At 42.6% G+C, this 14,870-nt stretch carries 15 protein-coding genes, 3 tRNA genes and 1 pseudogene; 5 read left to right on the top strand and 14 right to left on the bottom strand.

All coding sequences use genetic code 11. The features are described from left to right. Position 1 precedes the first annotated feature (1 nt). The 9 genes from C9889_RS01085 to mbhE form a co-directional block, all read right to left on the bottom strand. Positions 2-241, bottom strand: a complete 240-nt coding sequence (locus tag C9889_RS01085) for a hypothetical protein (protein WP_129596526.1) — start codon at positions 239-241, stop codon at positions 2-4. 6 nt (positions 242-247) lie between these two features. Then, positions 248-1,306 carry an L-threonylcarbamoyladenylate synthase gene (locus tag C9889_RS01080; RefSeq protein WP_225419929.1) on the bottom strand — a complete coding sequence of 353 codons (1,059 nt, stop codon included), beginning with the start codon at positions 1,304-1,306 and terminating at the stop codon, positions 248-250. 61 nt (positions 1,307-1,367) lie between these two features. Then, on the bottom strand, positions 1,368-1,775 hold the full coding sequence (mnhG, locus tag C9889_RS01075; protein WP_225419928.1) for a monovalent cation/H(+) antiporter subunit G: 408 nt from the start codon (positions 1,773-1,775) through the stop codon (positions 1,368-1,370). Beyond that, a complete protein-coding gene (locus C9889_RS01070) occupies positions 1,772-2,041 on the bottom strand; it encodes a cation:proton antiporter (RefSeq protein ID WP_129596522.1) in 270 nt (89 codons plus the stop codon). The genes mnhG and C9889_RS01070 overlap by 4 nt, the downstream gene beginning before the upstream one ends. Continuing rightward, the gene (locus tag C9889_RS01065) at positions 2,038-2,532 is read right to left on the bottom strand and encodes a Na+/H+ antiporter subunit E (protein WP_129596520.1); all 495 of its coding nucleotides are present in this window, start codon (positions 2,530-2,532) and stop codon (positions 2,038-2,040) included. The genes C9889_RS01070 and C9889_RS01065 overlap by 4 nt, the downstream gene beginning before the upstream one ends. Next, the gene (locus C9889_RS01060) at positions 2,529-4,067 is read right to left on the bottom strand and encodes a proton-conducting transporter transmembrane domain-containing protein (RefSeq protein WP_129596519.1); all 1,539 of its coding nucleotides are present in this window, start codon (positions 4,065-4,067) and stop codon (positions 2,529-2,531) included. The genes C9889_RS01065 and C9889_RS01060 overlap by 4 nt, the downstream gene beginning before the upstream one ends. Then, entirely contained in the window at positions 4,064-4,483 is a 420-nt protein-coding gene (locus C9889_RS01055; RefSeq protein ID WP_129596516.1) for an NADH-quinone oxidoreductase subunit K, read from the bottom strand. Before C9889_RS01055 ends, C9889_RS01060 begins: the two co-directional genes overlap by 4 nt. Continuing rightward, complete coding sequence (locus C9889_RS01050; RefSeq protein ID WP_129596514.1) at positions 4,480-4,896, bottom strand: monovalent cation/H+ antiporter subunit B; 417 nt, start codon at positions 4,894-4,896, stop codon at positions 4,480-4,482. Before C9889_RS01050 ends, C9889_RS01055 begins: the two co-directional genes overlap by 4 nt. After that, positions 4,893-7,262, bottom strand: a complete 2,370-nt coding sequence (mbhE, locus tag C9889_RS01045) for a hydrogen gas-evolving membrane-bound hydrogenase subunit E (protein ID WP_129596512.1) — start codon at positions 7,260-7,262, stop codon at positions 4,893-4,895. The genes C9889_RS01050 and mbhE overlap by 4 nt, the downstream gene beginning before the upstream one ends. Before the next feature lie 309 nt (positions 7,263-7,571). Between mbhE and C9889_RS01040 the strand changes: the two genes are divergently transcribed. From C9889_RS01040 to C9889_RS01025, 4 genes are all read left to right on the top strand, one after another. Continuing rightward, positions 7,572-7,645, top strand: a tRNA-Val gene (locus C9889_RS01040). 57 nt (positions 7,646-7,702) lie between these two features. After that, positions 7,703-7,779 (top strand) — tRNA-Phe (locus C9889_RS01035). 11 nt (positions 7,780-7,790) lie between these two features. After that, positions 7,791-7,862 (top strand) — tRNA-Gly (locus C9889_RS01030). A 262-nt stretch (positions 7,863-8,124) separates the two neighbouring features. Beyond that, the gene (locus tag C9889_RS01025; protein ID WP_129596510.1) at positions 8,125-8,544 is read left to right on the top strand and encodes a cupredoxin domain-containing protein; all 420 of its coding nucleotides are present in this window, start codon (positions 8,125-8,127) and stop codon (positions 8,542-8,544) included. 18 nt (positions 8,545-8,562) lie between these two features. Here C9889_RS01025 and C9889_RS01020 read toward each other — a convergent pair whose 3' ends face one another. The 5 genes and pseudogenes from C9889_RS01020 to C9889_RS01010 form a co-directional block, all read right to left on the bottom strand. Beyond that, positions 8,563-10,440: a Zn-binding domain-containing protein gene (locus C9889_RS01020; protein WP_263854008.1), complete on the bottom strand. Its 1,878-nt coding sequence runs from the start codon at positions 10,438-10,440 to the stop codon at positions 8,563-8,565. A 56-nt stretch (positions 10,441-10,496) separates the two neighbouring features. After that, positions 10,497-11,369: a DEAD/DEAH box helicase gene (locus C9889_RS10230; protein ID WP_225419927.1), complete on the bottom strand. Its 873-nt coding sequence runs from the start codon at positions 11,367-11,369 to the stop codon at positions 10,497-10,499. Between the two features lie 69 nt (positions 11,370-11,438). Continuing rightward, positions 11,439-13,004: a hydantoinase/oxoprolinase family protein gene (locus C9889_RS01015; RefSeq protein ID WP_318531463.1), complete on the bottom strand. Its 1,566-nt coding sequence runs from the start codon at positions 13,002-13,004 to the stop codon at positions 11,439-11,441. Continuing rightward, positions 12,908-13,363, bottom strand: a complete 456-nt coding sequence (locus tag C9889_RS10945) for a hydantoinase/oxoprolinase N-terminal domain-containing protein (protein ID WP_318531461.1) — start codon at positions 13,361-13,363, stop codon at positions 12,908-12,910. Before C9889_RS10945 ends, C9889_RS01015 begins: the two co-directional genes overlap by 97 nt. Positions 13,364-13,491: 128 nt before the next feature. Beyond that, a pseudogene (locus C9889_RS01010) lies at positions 13,492-13,949 on the bottom strand (DNA polymerase ligase N-terminal domain-containing protein). Positions 13,950-14,247: 298 nt separating this feature from the next. Here C9889_RS01010 and C9889_RS01005 point away from each other — a divergent pair. Continuing rightward, positions 14,248-14,622 (top strand): hypothetical protein, encoded by a 375-nt coding sequence (locus C9889_RS01005; RefSeq protein ID WP_129596508.1) that lies wholly within the window; start codon positions 14,248-14,250, stop codon positions 14,620-14,622. Positions 14,623-14,870 lie beyond the last annotated feature (248 nt).

The following is a 14,870-nucleotide window of genomic DNA, read 5'->3' as shown; positions in this document are numbered from 1 at the left end:
CTCACTTTGGCTGGTGCTTTTGCATTTCTTTTTTTGCCAGCATGTTGGAGCCGAACGTGTACAGAAGGATTACAATTCCCAGCCAGATAAAATGCTCACCGATATCCGGTCTGCCTAAATATTTTAATGCAAGGCCTGTAGCCAGGACAAACATGTTTGCCAGGCCGATCTTTTTGTTTCTTTTAACGGTACTTTGATACATTTGCTTGTGTGCAAGATATTCTTTTTTCTCATCATTCATAGTTGTTCACATCTGTGGTGTAGTTATAATCATATCAGCTGCTTTTTGCAGCCTCTCAAAGACTGCAGCTCCAATCCCTTTTTCAGTAAAAGACCCGTCTACAATTATCAAATCCATACCTTTTGAATCCATCTCTCTTAATCCTGCAAAAATACGTTTTGCTGCTGTCTCGGGTTTGGTTGCCGGGCCTATAGATAATTTTTCTTCCAACGGGAAGTCGTTTTGAATCTCTTCTGTAAGTAACAATCCTGCCCTTTTCTGCTCCTCATTGGTTTTTCCAACAAGGTCTGTAATTTTTGCAGCCACGTCTTTTACTTTTCCCTGCACCAGTATTACCCTTGCCGAAGGCGAATAATGGGTATATTTCATACCAGGTGAAAGAGGTTTTTCCATATGGTCCTTCTTTGCATATCCGATACATACCTCTGTATTTGTGCATTGCTGTATATCTTCGGCAGATATCTTTCCCGGACGCAATATCACCGGAACCTCGCCGCGTGCATCGACTACTGTGGATTCCACACCAATTTCTACTTCCCCCCCATCCACAATTGCATCGATCCGGCCTTGCAGGTCTTCCTCGACATGGAATGCAGTTGTGGGGCTGGGCCGACCGGAAAGGTTTGCACTGGGGGCAGCAATCGGCTTGCAGGATGCTTCTATAATCTTTTGGGCAATCTGGTTGGCAGGCATGCGGATTGCTACGGTGTCAAGTCTACCTGTAGTTATATAAGGCACCATATCTGTTTTTTCGAGAATTATTGTTAGGGGTCCTGGCCAGAAGCATTCTGCAAGTTTTTTAGCAATGGGGGTGAAAGCGCTCACAAGTTGGTTGCATTGATCCTGATTTGATACATGGACTATAAGGGGATTATCAGCAGGCCTGCCCTTTGCTTTAAATATTTGCTCTACAGCTTGTGGGTTAAGTGCATCGGCTCCCAGCCCATAAACTGTTTCTGTAGGGAAGGCAACAGTTTTGCCTTCCCGCAACAGTTTTCCTGCCTTTTTGAATATATCATCTGCTGTTTTTTCAGCAATTCTCATAATCTCTGTTTTTTTTTGCATACGGGATACTTGTTCCATTTCTTCCCTATATCAAGACAGGCTTATCTTATATTTTTAACTTTCACATTTGATCATGTTCATCTTCAATAGTTTCTTCATGTTTTACCGGACAACTGGAATTTATTAAACAATAGGTTTTACCGTAGTCATCTACAGTTGATTCTTCGCAAAGTCCAACCCCGTGCCTGTGAGCAGCCCGGCTGATCATGTGAGCTGCTACAGGAGCTGTTAACAGAAGGAAAAGACCGACTGTAATTGCTTTAATTCCCATTGGTCCGAATCCAAGTTTGATCACTATTCCCATCATAACCCCGAAAGCACCCAGCGTACCGATTTTTGTTGTGGCGTGAAGCCTGTTGTATACATCAGGGAGCCGGTAAAGTCCCAGCATTCCCAGGAACACAAAAAACATTCCTGCGAAGAAGAAAAAATTGCTAAGGATATCCTGGATTACTGTTATATTGTTCAAAATACCACTCCTTCATCCAGATATTTTGAGATCGTGACCGTTCCTACAAAGGCTATGATGGAAAGTACAAGAGCTACATCCATGAAAAATACTGACTCTTGGACAAAGGAATAAACACCAAGCATAACTACAATTACTGTTGCAAGGGCATCAACTGCGATTACTCTGTCCGGAATTGTAGGTCCTTTAATTATTCGGTGAATACAAGGAATTATGGAAAGTACCATAAATACAAGTGCTATGTCAAGAAGGTTTAGTGTATTCATTCAAATGCCTCCAGTACATATTCTTCAAGGTCGTCCTTTATGGAATCACGTATTTCCTTTGCGTTGTCAATATCAATACAATGTACATACAATGCGGTTCTGTCATCAGATACATCGATAGTAAGGGTTCCTGGAGTCAGGGTGATAGTATTTGCTATAGCTGTGATACCAACATCTGTTTTTGCCCTGATAGGAACTGCTATAATGCCAGGCCTTATATCGATTTTTGGTTGCAGTACGATTTTTGCTACAACGATACTTGCCTTCACAATCTCAACTATGAGTATGGAGAAATAATGTATCTGTTTTGGTATGCGGTTTAATTTTTCCCTGTAAGAAATTTCCTCTCCTAAACTATAGAGTTCCTTAAATGGCCTGATCAGGAATGGTCCGATCATGGCACCTATGAGGAAATTGCTCAGGCTTACGACACCGTGAACAAAACACCAGACAAAACCAAGTGCAATTGAATACAGAACATATCTCTTCATCTTACGCTCCCTCCGAGTACTGCGTTGATATATGGTTGCGGATCAAGGAGCTGATTTGCAATCTCACTTGAAAGGGCTATCAATGGTTCTGAATACACACCAAGGATGAGTACAGCGGCTGCAAGTATAATTATTGGTACTGTAATCATTGGTGAAAGTCCATGTGATGAATACGGGCCATATTTATCAGAGTCCCTTGTTTCACCCCAGAACATGAGTAACCATGCCCTGAACATGTAGAATATTGTAAAAACTGCGAATGCAAATCCTATAAGCAATGGCAAATAATATTCTCCCAACATAGCCGCGTCAAAAAGGACAAATTTTGCTATAAAACCTCCCAGCGGTGGCAATCCGGCAATGGACATTGCTCCTATAAGGAACATGCTACTCATTAGTGGTGCACTTTTGACCATTCCTCCCATCTGATGCATGTCCCTGGTGCCTGCATGGTGAATAATCCCTCCGGAGGTCAGGAAAAGCATGGATTTGGCAATTGCATGATTTACAAGGTATACCAAAGATGCTGTAAGGGCATAAGCTGTTCCCATTCCAATCCCCAGGAAAACATAACCTATCTGGCTGACACTGGAATAGGCAAGTAGGCGTTTGACATCTTTCTGGCCTACAGCAGCAATGGCCCCTATTGCTATGGTAATCAATGCAAGCAGGATGATAATTGGTTGTAGTAAAAACAGTGCATCTTTAAAGACCAGGAAATACACCCGGAGAATTCCGTATGCACCAACCTTGATCATCACACCGCTAAGCATGGCACTTATGGGGGAAGGTGCTGTCGGGTGGACATCTGGCAGCCAGTAATGGAGTGGGAATATCGCTGCTTTGTTTCCAAAAACAATGAGAAATAATAAAGCAATGAAATAGATATGCCAGGGTAGGGTCCCTGCATCACTCAGTGCGGATATCTTTACTGAAAGGTCTGCCATATTAAGGGTTCCCACAGTTGCATAGAGGGAAGCAACTGCAACCAGCATTAACATTGAACCAATTATGTTAAGAATGAGATACTTGAATGTCGCCTCCATCTTATCAGAAATTTTTGTGACACCACCATTCTCGGAAGCTACAACAAGTCCGCACGATGAAAGAAGCAGTATTTCAAAAAATACAAACATGTTGAAAATATCCCCTGTGAGAAATGTACCATTCAGGCCTGCTACAAGGAGATTGAAAAGAGAATGATATGTTGTATTCAGGGACTTTCCTTCGATGTAGTCAAGGGAATATATAAGCGCAAGCAGGGAGATTCCTGAACTCAATACAACCATTCCGGAGCCCAACAGGTCGGCAACGAGCATTATTCCATATTTACCCCATTCCCCAACTTCGTAAACCTGTATTCCGCTGTTCCATACTTGCAAGAGGAGAATAATACTCATCAATAATAGGGATGCTGATACAATTATGTTGAGGGTTTTCTGGAAAGTTGGTCTGGAACGCAGCATTATCATTAATGCTGACATAAGAATAGGTGTTGCAACCAGTAGTATTGGGAGGTGTTCCTGAATATTCATCCCCGTAGCCTCCTGAGTTTCCTGATATCGGTAGTGCCGTATTCTTCATGGATGCGGTAGGCCAGTATAAGTATAAATGCAGTTGTTGCGAGACTGATGACAATAGCTGTCAATACAAGAGCCTGTACAAGCGGGTCTACGAAATGAACTTCCATGCCCGAAGGGACTATTGGTGCAAAAATCCCATCTGACAATTTGTCTGTGAAAATAATCCCGCTGGAAGAATCGTGATGGCCATTTGATATTATTGGGGCTTTTTCACCATCAAAAACTCCGGTTGAAACTATTAGCAAATTTACTGCATGGGAGATGAGGGACAAGCCGATGATGACCTTTACGATGTCCCTGCGCAGCATAAGGAATGTACCTATGCCAAATATAAGGGCTATTGTTATTGATAATATTGTATTGTTCATTCGTCTTCACCCACGTTTTTGAATATGTATAGCAAAGTGCCGATTACGACAAAGTACACACCAATATCAAAAAGAGCAGCTGATACCAACTCGATTTCACCGTAAAGGGGTATCTCTACAAATTTGATTGAACTCCTGAAGAAATTATATCCATATACAATTGCTCCAAAAGCGGTTAGTGAAGAAAGAAGTAATCCAAAACCGAACCACTTATCCCATGAAGGGTTGAAGAAGGATTTGATATATTTCAAACCGAATACAACATAGGTCAGGGAGATTACCGACGCAAACATTACACCTCCAATAAATCCTCCTCCCGGATTATTATGTCCTGCAAGTAAGAGGGATATTGAGAACAGGATTACAAGTGGGATACAGATCTTGGTAATTGTTTTTGTGATCAATGTCGTCATTCTCCTTCACCTCTGCTGTGTATTAGGTTATAAACTCCCAGGGCTGCCAGGCATAATACTGAAATTTCTCCCAACGTATCATAACCACGGAAATCCACAAGGATTACATTGACAATATTATGTCCTCCTGCAAGTGGAACACTGTTTTCCAGGAAATAATAGGAAAGCGATTCAAAGGGTGAAACAATACCCTGGGTTGCATTGAGAAGCAAGACCAGCACTGTAGCTGCGACAGCAGATGAAATTACTATATCCCTTGCAAGTGTGGTTTTTGGTATTTTTTCCTTGAATGTCTGGGGTATCTTTGCTATTACAAGCAGGAATATTATTGTGGAGAGGGTTTCCACGAGCACCTGTGTAAGAGCAAGATCGGGTGCTTTGAGATATATAAATACCAGACTGACAAGGTAACCAACAGTCGAAAGTGCGATTACAGCAGCCAGATATCTATGGAGGGTTGCTGCTGCAATTGCCGCGCTGACCATGAGTGTCATTATCAGTGCCTCATAAAGGGGTATGTCAAAATTAAGGTTGGCAGGGAATACTTGTGTTGCCATCATGAATGCTGGTATGGCAAACAGTATGACCATTAATAATAAAATTGCATAGATATAGGTCTTGACATTTCCGGGCTGGGTAAAGTTGGCAAATCCCTTTGCACTTCCCTTTGCTCCATCAACAATCCTGTCATAGTAATAGTTCACACTGATCCGGGGATACCTTGCATTAAACCTATCCTGCCAGGCTGCTATTTTGTCATAACGTGTGTAGATTCCCAGGCCTGCTATGAATGTTATCAATGTCATGAAGAAAGCGGGTGTCAGGCCATGCCAGAGTTTCACATGCAGATGGACTTCCTCAAGAATGATTCCTGCGGTTGTGGGTTCAATTATGTTGTGGATTGGAATTGAGGGGACAAGACCAAACAGGATAACAAGCCCTGCAAGGAATGCTGCAGGAATAAGCATCGTGTAAGGCGGTTCATGTATATGCTCGGGCAGGTGGTCATGGTGTTTTTCTCCCAGGAATATCCCGTCTATAAGTTTGATGGAATAAGCAAAGGTAAATACACCTCCCAGTACTGCTGCTGCCGGTATCAGGAATGTGAAAGGTCCTCCTATGATGTGCCCCATTTCAACCGATGTTTCATAGAACATTTCCTTGCTCAGGAACCCATTAAGAGGTGGAATTCCTGCCATTGCAAGGGCTGCTATGGATGCAATGATAAAGGTAATCGGCATGTCCTTTCGCAAACCACCGAGTTTGCGTATGTCCCTGGTGGCTGCTTCGTGTGCAACAATACCTGCTACCAGGAAAAGACATGCTTTGAAAGTTGCGTGATTGAGAAGATGGAAAGTTGCTGCTGCCACTCCTAAACCGGGTTCGTGGTAGGATGTGTAACCATACATTGTCATCATGTATGCCAGCTGGCTGATAGTTGAATATGCCAGGATTGCTTTGATGTCTGTCTGACGGAAGGCCAAAAATCCCGCAAGCAGCATTGTGAATATGCCGATTCCACTTACCAGAATAAACCAGGCTTCTGTACCTGAAAATATGGGATGTACCCTGGCTACCAGATATATTCCGGCCTTAACCATCGTTGCAGAATGCAAAAAAGCACTAACAGGTGTGGGGGCCTCCATTGCATTTGGAAGCCATATGTAAAAGGGCCCCTGTGCGGATTTAGCAGCTGCGCCTATTAGAATAAGGATCAGTGTTATGAGGAAGAATGGATGAGCTTTGATGTTTTCAATTATGGCGGGGTTCTGGAGAATAGTAGCGATATCATAGGAACCTGTAATGGTATGTAGCAGGATAAATCCTGCCAGCATGAAAAGACCGCCACCTGCTGTGAGCAGCAGGGATTTGGTGGCCCCGTAGATGGAAGCAGGTTTCCCTCTCCAGTAACCGATGAGCATGAATGATGTTATACTGGTAAGTTCCCAGAATATGAAGAGCTGGAGTGTATTCCCTGCAAAGACCATACCGATCATGGACCCCATGAATAAGAGCAGGTACTGGTAATAACGGGGGAGGTCTTCCTTGTGGGACATGTACCCATTGGAATAGGATATTATAATTACACCTATACCGGATGCTATGAATCCGATCATCATAGCCAGTCCATCGGCATAAATGCTGAATTCTGCACCGATGCTTGGCATCCACTCAATTGAGTGTTGTATTATATGTCCATGAATTATTTCGGGAGCTACTATACCTATTAATGCAAAACTCAGGAAGGCAATTCCTGCTGCAAACCAACCAATCCTGTGTTTCAGGAACTTTTCCAGCAGCGGTATGAATATCGCTGCGGCAAAGGGTAAAAATATAGCCAGTATGATTGCCGTAAAGGAGTCCATGCCCCTCCTTTATTAAATTCCAATATATAACTGTTGTTCATGATCAATAAAAAATATCATTAAGTATATTTGATCATATTTATCTATTGTTCTTCTTCGGTTGTTTTTTGTTTAAGTCAGACCGCAGTTCTTAATCATTATTCATTTTGCTTTGCCAGATTCTATGGCCTGACGGCGCTGTCTGTTTTATATATGCCTCTCAGGGGAGCAACAAAATATATATAGGTTAAATCTGTATAGGGAGAGTGCTTCAGGGTTGCCCTGAGGTGCAGGGTGTCTGCGTTTTTGTAGATGTCTGATAAACAAAATGGGCCCGTGGTCTAGTAGGTTATGACATCGCCTTGACATGGCGGGGATCCTGAGTTCGACTCTCAGCGGGCCCACTTCCTAAATTGCGATATGTTTAAATAAAAAAACACCATCTATGTGGTGCTCCCAATGCCCAGGTAGCTCAGTTTGGGAGAGCGCTGCCCTGAAGAGGCAGTTGTCCCCGGTTCGAGTCCGGGTCTGGGCACCAATTCAGTATGAACATCAGTAGTGTAGTGGTTATCACCGGGCGTTGCCAACGCTCGAACCCGGGTTCGAATCCCGGCTGATGTATACCTATATTTTTATCTTTTTATCCCTTAGTTCGGTTTATTATATTATCCTGTAAATTTCCTTATATTATTCCATTTTCTACTGTAATGTATCTTAGTATATTTTTTTGTTTCTTTGGATTTGTGCAACGGAGTTTTGCTATTAAGTCACTTGTAAATGGACAAAAATTTACGTCAGAGCGATGCCTCTCTCATAAAAAATATAAAGGTTGAAAATATAGATTTTATATGCGTAAGGGGCCAGATGGTAATAAGGTGTCGATATGAAATATAATTGGTTAATTCTGTTTGCATTAATGATAATCTCTTTGATAGTGGTTAGTGGTTGTGCTGGTAATTCGGATAGTTCCTCTGATCTGGAAGGGTTGGAAGAAAATACATCTCCCGAAAATGCTTCATTAGGGGAAGGTGAAATAGCCGATGATGGCAAACATCATGGTGTAAGAATGGAATACTATGGGGTAATGACTCCTTCTGAAATGGAATTAGAAATAGGGGATACTATAGCCTGGAGAAACTATAAACCACAGGGTACCTACGTACTTGTGAGCGACGATAATCTCTTTGAAAATCAGGAAATGAGTTCCAAAGATGTTTATTTCTACACTTTTACTGAAAAAGGTACCTACACTTTCAGTGTGGCAGATATCCCGGGAATGACACTTGAGGTCACAGTAAAATAATGTTCGATATCTCTATTATCAGCCATTTGCGCTCTTGCGTGCCTTTCCAAGCAACCCCTGTATCCGCTTTATATCCTCTTTATCTTTTGGATGCAATCCAAGTGCCTGTTTGTACATCTGTACAGCCATCCCGTAATTGCGCATTCCATGAAAAGCCCGCCCCTTCATTTCCCAGATTATCGGTTTGTTCATGCCTTGCTGCACAAGGGTATCAAAACACCTGTTTGCCTGGGAATACTTGCCCAGCTGTATGCAGGCCACTCCTTTATTGAAAAGGGCATTCTTGTTGGACGGCTCCATTTCCAGTGCCTTACTGAACAATTCATAGGCCTTTTTGTGGTCTGTCCTGCATTCCTGGCCCTGTATTATCAGTTCTTCAACACTTGCTTTTTTCTTATTCCGCAATTTGCTTCGGGCACGGTTTAATGCATCTGTGTTGCTTGTATTACCTGTAGAAAGTTTGCCCTGTGATTTTGAGACGATTTTTCTTTCCTTCTTTGCAGGGGGAGTGTATTTCTCCAATCCAAATATTTCATGCATTACCATTATAGCCGCATGTTTATCCAGTGGCTCATTGTTATTGCCGCATTTCGGGGACTGGATACATGCAGGACATCCCTCTTCACAGGGACATCCCTTGATTGCTTTTAAGGTAACATCAAGCATTTGTTCGATTTTGTCAAAACCGTTCTCTGCAAAACCAACGCCTCCTTCATGACCATCATAGATGAATATCCCGCTTCTTCCCTCCAGGTCTCCATGTGATGGTGTGGATACTCCTCCGACATCGTTGCGATCTGCAAGCAGATGTACCGGATACATTGCTATCATTGCATGTTCAATTGCATGCAGGCCACCGGCAAAATCCCGCTTCTGTTTACTCACCATCTCTTCATAGCCTGCAGGCAGTTCTATCCACAAACTTTCGGTTTCAAGGGATGAAGGGGGCATTTCTATTTCCTTCCTGCCTATCTCTTCATCCGATCCGTGCTGTATTCTACGGAAACCTGTTACCTGTTCGACAACCTCGACCCTTCCCAAACCGACGGTAATATCGTCCAGTTTCCCGGGTTTTTTTTCCTCGTACTCTTCCCTCAGGAATATCTCGGAAGCAACCATTGGTTTGGTATAATAATCAGCTTTACCCTTCTCAACAAGGATCTCTTTCTTGCTGTGGTTCATTTTTTGCACAACATAGGGATTTCCCATATGGATATAGATGGCTCCTTCAAATGCTTCCCTGAAAGCCATTGAGCGTTCCAGGTCTTTTTCAATAATCTTCCTCTTGCCACCTGTGATATCTATAAGGGAATATCCGTTCCTCCCGGCTCCCCTTATATTCACCTGTCCATGGGGATGATTATCAAGACAGATTGTACCCTTTTCCTTTTCTGCAAGCAATTTTTCTTCCTTCAGGACTCCAATGACATCCCGTATTCCGCTACCGAAATACTTCTCGTCATCCTGTTGCAGGGGTAATTCTTTTGCTGCACACAGGATATGTCCCGTCTGGATGTAGGTATTTTCAGGATTGATGACAGCATCCTCGCAAGATTTTGCAAAAAATTTCTCTGGATTGCGCATGTAGTACTGGTCCAGGGCATCCTGGCCGGCAACAAGTACCACCATGCTTTCGTTCTCTCCTCTGCCGGCTCTTCCGGCCTGCTGTCGGGTACTCATTATAGTGCCGGGAAATCCATCAAGGATACAACCGTCAAGTCCTCCGATATCGATACCGAGTTCCAGGGCATTTGTTGAAAGGACGCCTTTAAGGGTGCCATTCTGCAATTGTTTTTCTATGAGAATCCTGTCTTCTGGGCTATAGCCACCACGATAAGGGGCGATTCTTTCTTTCAAACCCCGGTTTTGCAGTTCATTTTTTGACTGGAGGTACATTCTCTCCATTTTCTGGCGGGAACGAGTAAAAAGAATAGTTTGCAATCCTTCCTGTATTAATGTGGTAAACAGCCGGTTTGAATCTGCAAAACTGCTTTTGCGCAGGAAATAACCCTTTTTGTTATAGTATGCCGGAGGGTTCCAGAATACAAACTTCTGTGCTCCCCTGCCTGAACCATCCCTGTCAATGACTTCCACATTTTTCCAGTCAGGCTGCATGCATGTTTCCCTGGGTTGCCAATGGTGGCGCTGCAGCATATGTATTGGGGATTGGATCCGTAGTGGTTGCATATTCTCTGCAGACGGCGCACAAGGTTTGCCATGTTGCTGCCGGTGACTCCGGTGTAATAATGACTTTCATCGAGGATTATGTATTTCAGGTTGGATAATACTCTGTACCACTGCTGTTTCCAGCCCAGTACACTCATATGCAGCATTTCGGGATTGGTAAAAATAATATTTGCATCGGCTTTTGCCTGCCATCTCTCTTCTTTTGAGGATGAACCCACAAAACGGGCAATGTCAATATTTTCTCCCAGTACGTCTCTCAATTTCACAAAATTTGAATGCTGATCATTGGCAAGGGCATTTAAGGGCGATATATAAAGGACAGTAGAGTCAGGATGACCCATTATTTCTTCAAAAACAGGTATTGTATATGCCAGGGATTTTCCGCTGGCAGTACTGGTTGCCAGTACGATATCTTTTCCACTTCTGATCTTCTCAATAGCTTCTGTCTGATGGGAATATAGTCTTTTAATTCCTCTTTCATGCAGGGCAAACCTGAGCAATGGTTTGATATCGACATTATCATACTTTCCCTGTCTTTCTTTTATGGATTCACTGTGTACGATTTGTCCTTCGTAGCCACTGGATGATGTTATTTTGGAAAGTATTTTTTCGATATCCATTGTTTTGTCCTCTTCCATGCCCCTGAAATGTGTATATCCTGACAGCAAGCTGGTTGGGGTGGTATAGAGGATTGGTTATTCTTATGTTTATCCGATGTTTGGAGTGCCCACTCCCATTACTATCAGGCGTGTTTCCATTGGTGGATGATGCCAGCCATCCGGGACCACGGTTTTCTTTTCAAATGTGATTTTAACCCTGTCAGAATCTATACGGCATTTGTTCATGTATCCTTTTACAGTATCTTCTCCGGTCTTTCTTGCAAAATCCAGGGCATCCACATATTTCTTAAACTGCCTTCTTTGACCGGGTGCAAATACAAGAAAATCCTCTTCAGGTCGTTGCAGGGAATGTGGCCTGATCATAATATCCACGCGTTTAATCCCCTTTCCCATAAGTGCGCCTACCGCATTGCCAACTTCGAAACTTTCAGGTACCTTTATGTCTGCGATCAATATTTCTTGTATTTCATCCACGTAAGCCTTAACAGGTCCCCCGGCCAGGACTACAGGAATATCCAGATTCAAACGTGCCGGATATTTGCCGTTAAGTATGTCCATGATCACTTTTTCATCAACATCCGGTAGCAGGAAGTGGATAAGTTCTCTTGACATATTTTTTGCAAACATTTCTTTGATATTTTTACAAAACTCTACCTTGTTCTTCCTGAGAAGTTTTGAAAGCATCTCAGCCCCCTTTTCAGAAGCTTCCACATTCCACTCCGTATAATCTCCCAGTACATGCAGGGCATCTGTCGGAGTGAATCCTATTGCCTGGACAAGTCTTTTCTGTATCAGGGAATCCAGTACATTTGCAGAAGGCATCCCATTTAGTTGATGAGAAATGGTTTGTATGGGAACCGGCTGTTCATCCAGTAAGTCCAGGATTTCCTTCTCTTGTGGGTCAATATATTGGTGGTCTGATTGACTCTTAATAAAAAAGCGGGTTGGCTGGAAATTTTCATTTTCCATCACACGGAAGGTAGGTGCCTGTTCGCTCAGGACTTCCATAAGTTGTGGGTGATGTGTAGCCGCCACACATAGGGGTATTACTTTTCTGGGTCCGATATTTATGCTCTTTTTAGTAACCCATATGTGACTATCTCCTCCCATGGCAGAAGTTTCCATGTCGATTGCTTTGACTCTTGTCTTCCAGCCACCAACTGTAGCCCCTTCTGCTTTTAGCTCCGGTAGTCCTTTGTAGATAGCAGAAACATCGGTGCTTGTGCCTCCAACGTCCATAACGGCACATGTATTCAAGTCTGCCAGGTAAGAAGCACCCACAAGACTTGCTGCAGGTCCGGAAAAAATAGTTTCGATTGGCCGATGCAGAGCATCCTCTATATTGACCACAGACCCATCACAACGCAACATCAGCATTTTTTCCTGTATTCCGAGCTTTTCGATTTCATGGATGACCGATCGGATGAATTTTGTAGTAACAGGAATAAGCTGGGCATTGAGAAGGGCAGTGACAGCTCTTTCATAGGCTCCGAGTTCCTGGGAAAGCTCATGGCCGCATACAACAGGTTTGCCGGTAAGTTCGAGTATTTTATCCTTTACTTTAAGTTCATGTTCCGGATTACGGGTTCCAAAATAGGCAGAAACTGCGAATACCGAAACGTTGCCTTGAACTTCTTTGATATATTCTTCCACTTTTTCATGTCCAGGGGTGTCGACTCTTCACCGTTTTGGTCGTGTCCTCCGGCTATGAAAACATAATTCTCTGCAGCAAGTTCCCTTTCCAGGGGATGGTCACCGATCAGGATTAGGGAGGCGGATGCACCGGTTTTTTCCAGGAGGGTATTTGTGGAAAGTGTTGTGGATACGGACACAAGGTTTATGCTTTCCATATATTCCCTGTTCAGCAATCCCAGGACATTATGAATGCCCATAATTAGGTCCGGATAGGTAGTAAGGGATTTAGCCCTGTCTACGACTTTCCCATCCCGGTTACGGATAAGAACTGCATCTGTGTACGTTCCGCCAGCATCAATTCCCAGACTGTATTGCATTTTCCTTTCACTCCAAAAGGAGATTTTCCGGTTGGTATAAATGCTTTTACATTTGACTTCCGGGTTCAATGCGTTTTTTATAGCCGGGATGAGTATGTGTGGATGATTATTTGCATTGATACCCGGATTCAGTTTTCTGCTTTCTTCTTGAAAAATAACCAGCCCTGATTGTTCTTGCCGTATTTCGTCTTAACAAGAACATAGTCACCAGTCAATTGTTTTCCTTTTAGTGTGACGATGATTTCCTTGTCTTCAATCTTTATTGCTTCGTAGTTGCCCCTGTCCCATATTTCAACTTTGCCGGCTCCGTATTGTCCTTCAGGTATTTCTCCCTCAAAATCGGCATATTCCATTGGATGGTCTTCCGTCTGTATGGCAAGTCTCTTGATTCCGGTTTTTTTGGTGGTTGTTTGGGAACTGCCCAGCTTTTCAGTACGCCACCAATCTCTAGCCTGAGATCATAATGCAGATTGCTGGCATCATGTTTCTGTATTACAAAAATAGGCTCATCGGATCTGGAAGTTTCTTTGGCTTCAGGTTCAGATGTCCTCTCAAAATCCCTTTTTTTCCTGTATTCTTCTAGCATAAATAAAAAATATGAGTACATAGCTATAATAGGATATTGCAATTATGCAGGGCTTTTTATGCTGGAAAAAGGTTGTCTCTTTAAAAAATAGATGATAAAGAGTACAGGGATTTAGTCGATAATCTTGAGGTCAAAATGAGCAGAGCTATTTTCTGATGAAGGCCTGTTTCATGGTCTTTTTGAATGTCAATCCTGATGTATTCACTCATTTTGATGAAGTTAAAGGCCAATTCTATGGTCATCGTTGCGTATTATGTGCACATCAAGTTAATACCAATGTACATACACTTTTTTATTTATGGAATTCCCTGACTCATCCACCTTTGAGTATTCAGGAAAGGATTTGTTTGTTTTCCTTTCTGACATCAAATACATTATCCTATTCTATGTCTTCGGGGATTTCCTTACTACCATTGGGGCCCTGAATTTCGGGATCGAGCAAAACGGATTTATAGCAGTCGTACTGGCGGAATTTGGCCTGGGGGCCTTTTTGCTTTTGAAGCTTCTCTTTATTGGGGTGGTTTATTTGAACTACAAACTCATCAGGCAATCCGGCCTATCCTGGAGTTCATTTCTGTGGAATACGTCCAAATTTGCGATTGCTTTTTTGGGTATTGTACTTGTAGTAAATAATTTGATGGTTATGCTGACCCAAACCAGTTTAATAGTCTAATTCCTGAAAAAGTAAATTATGTGTTCAAATCCTTTGTACTCATATTAATGGAAAATTTTGTGATATCAGCACTGTATTTAGCAACCCTGATTCCCGGGAATTATATCCCGGCGTTTTTTTAATTATTTATCTCATAATATCAATATCTGTATTTATGTGGGTTAGTTGCTGTGATCAATAACGATTGCTTCCCTGTTTATGATGAACTGAAGCAGGAGTGCAATGTCTCTAACAGAAACCCTTATATA

Origin of the sequence: Methanohalophilus profundi (assembly GCF_004137855.1) — an archaeon.
Lineage (GTDB): Archaea > Halobacteriota > Methanosarcinia > Methanosarcinales > Methanosarcinaceae > Methanohalophilus > Methanohalophilus profundi.
The sequence above is the reverse complement of the archived record's forward strand: the minus strand, read 5'-3'. Positions and strand labels throughout refer to the sequence as shown.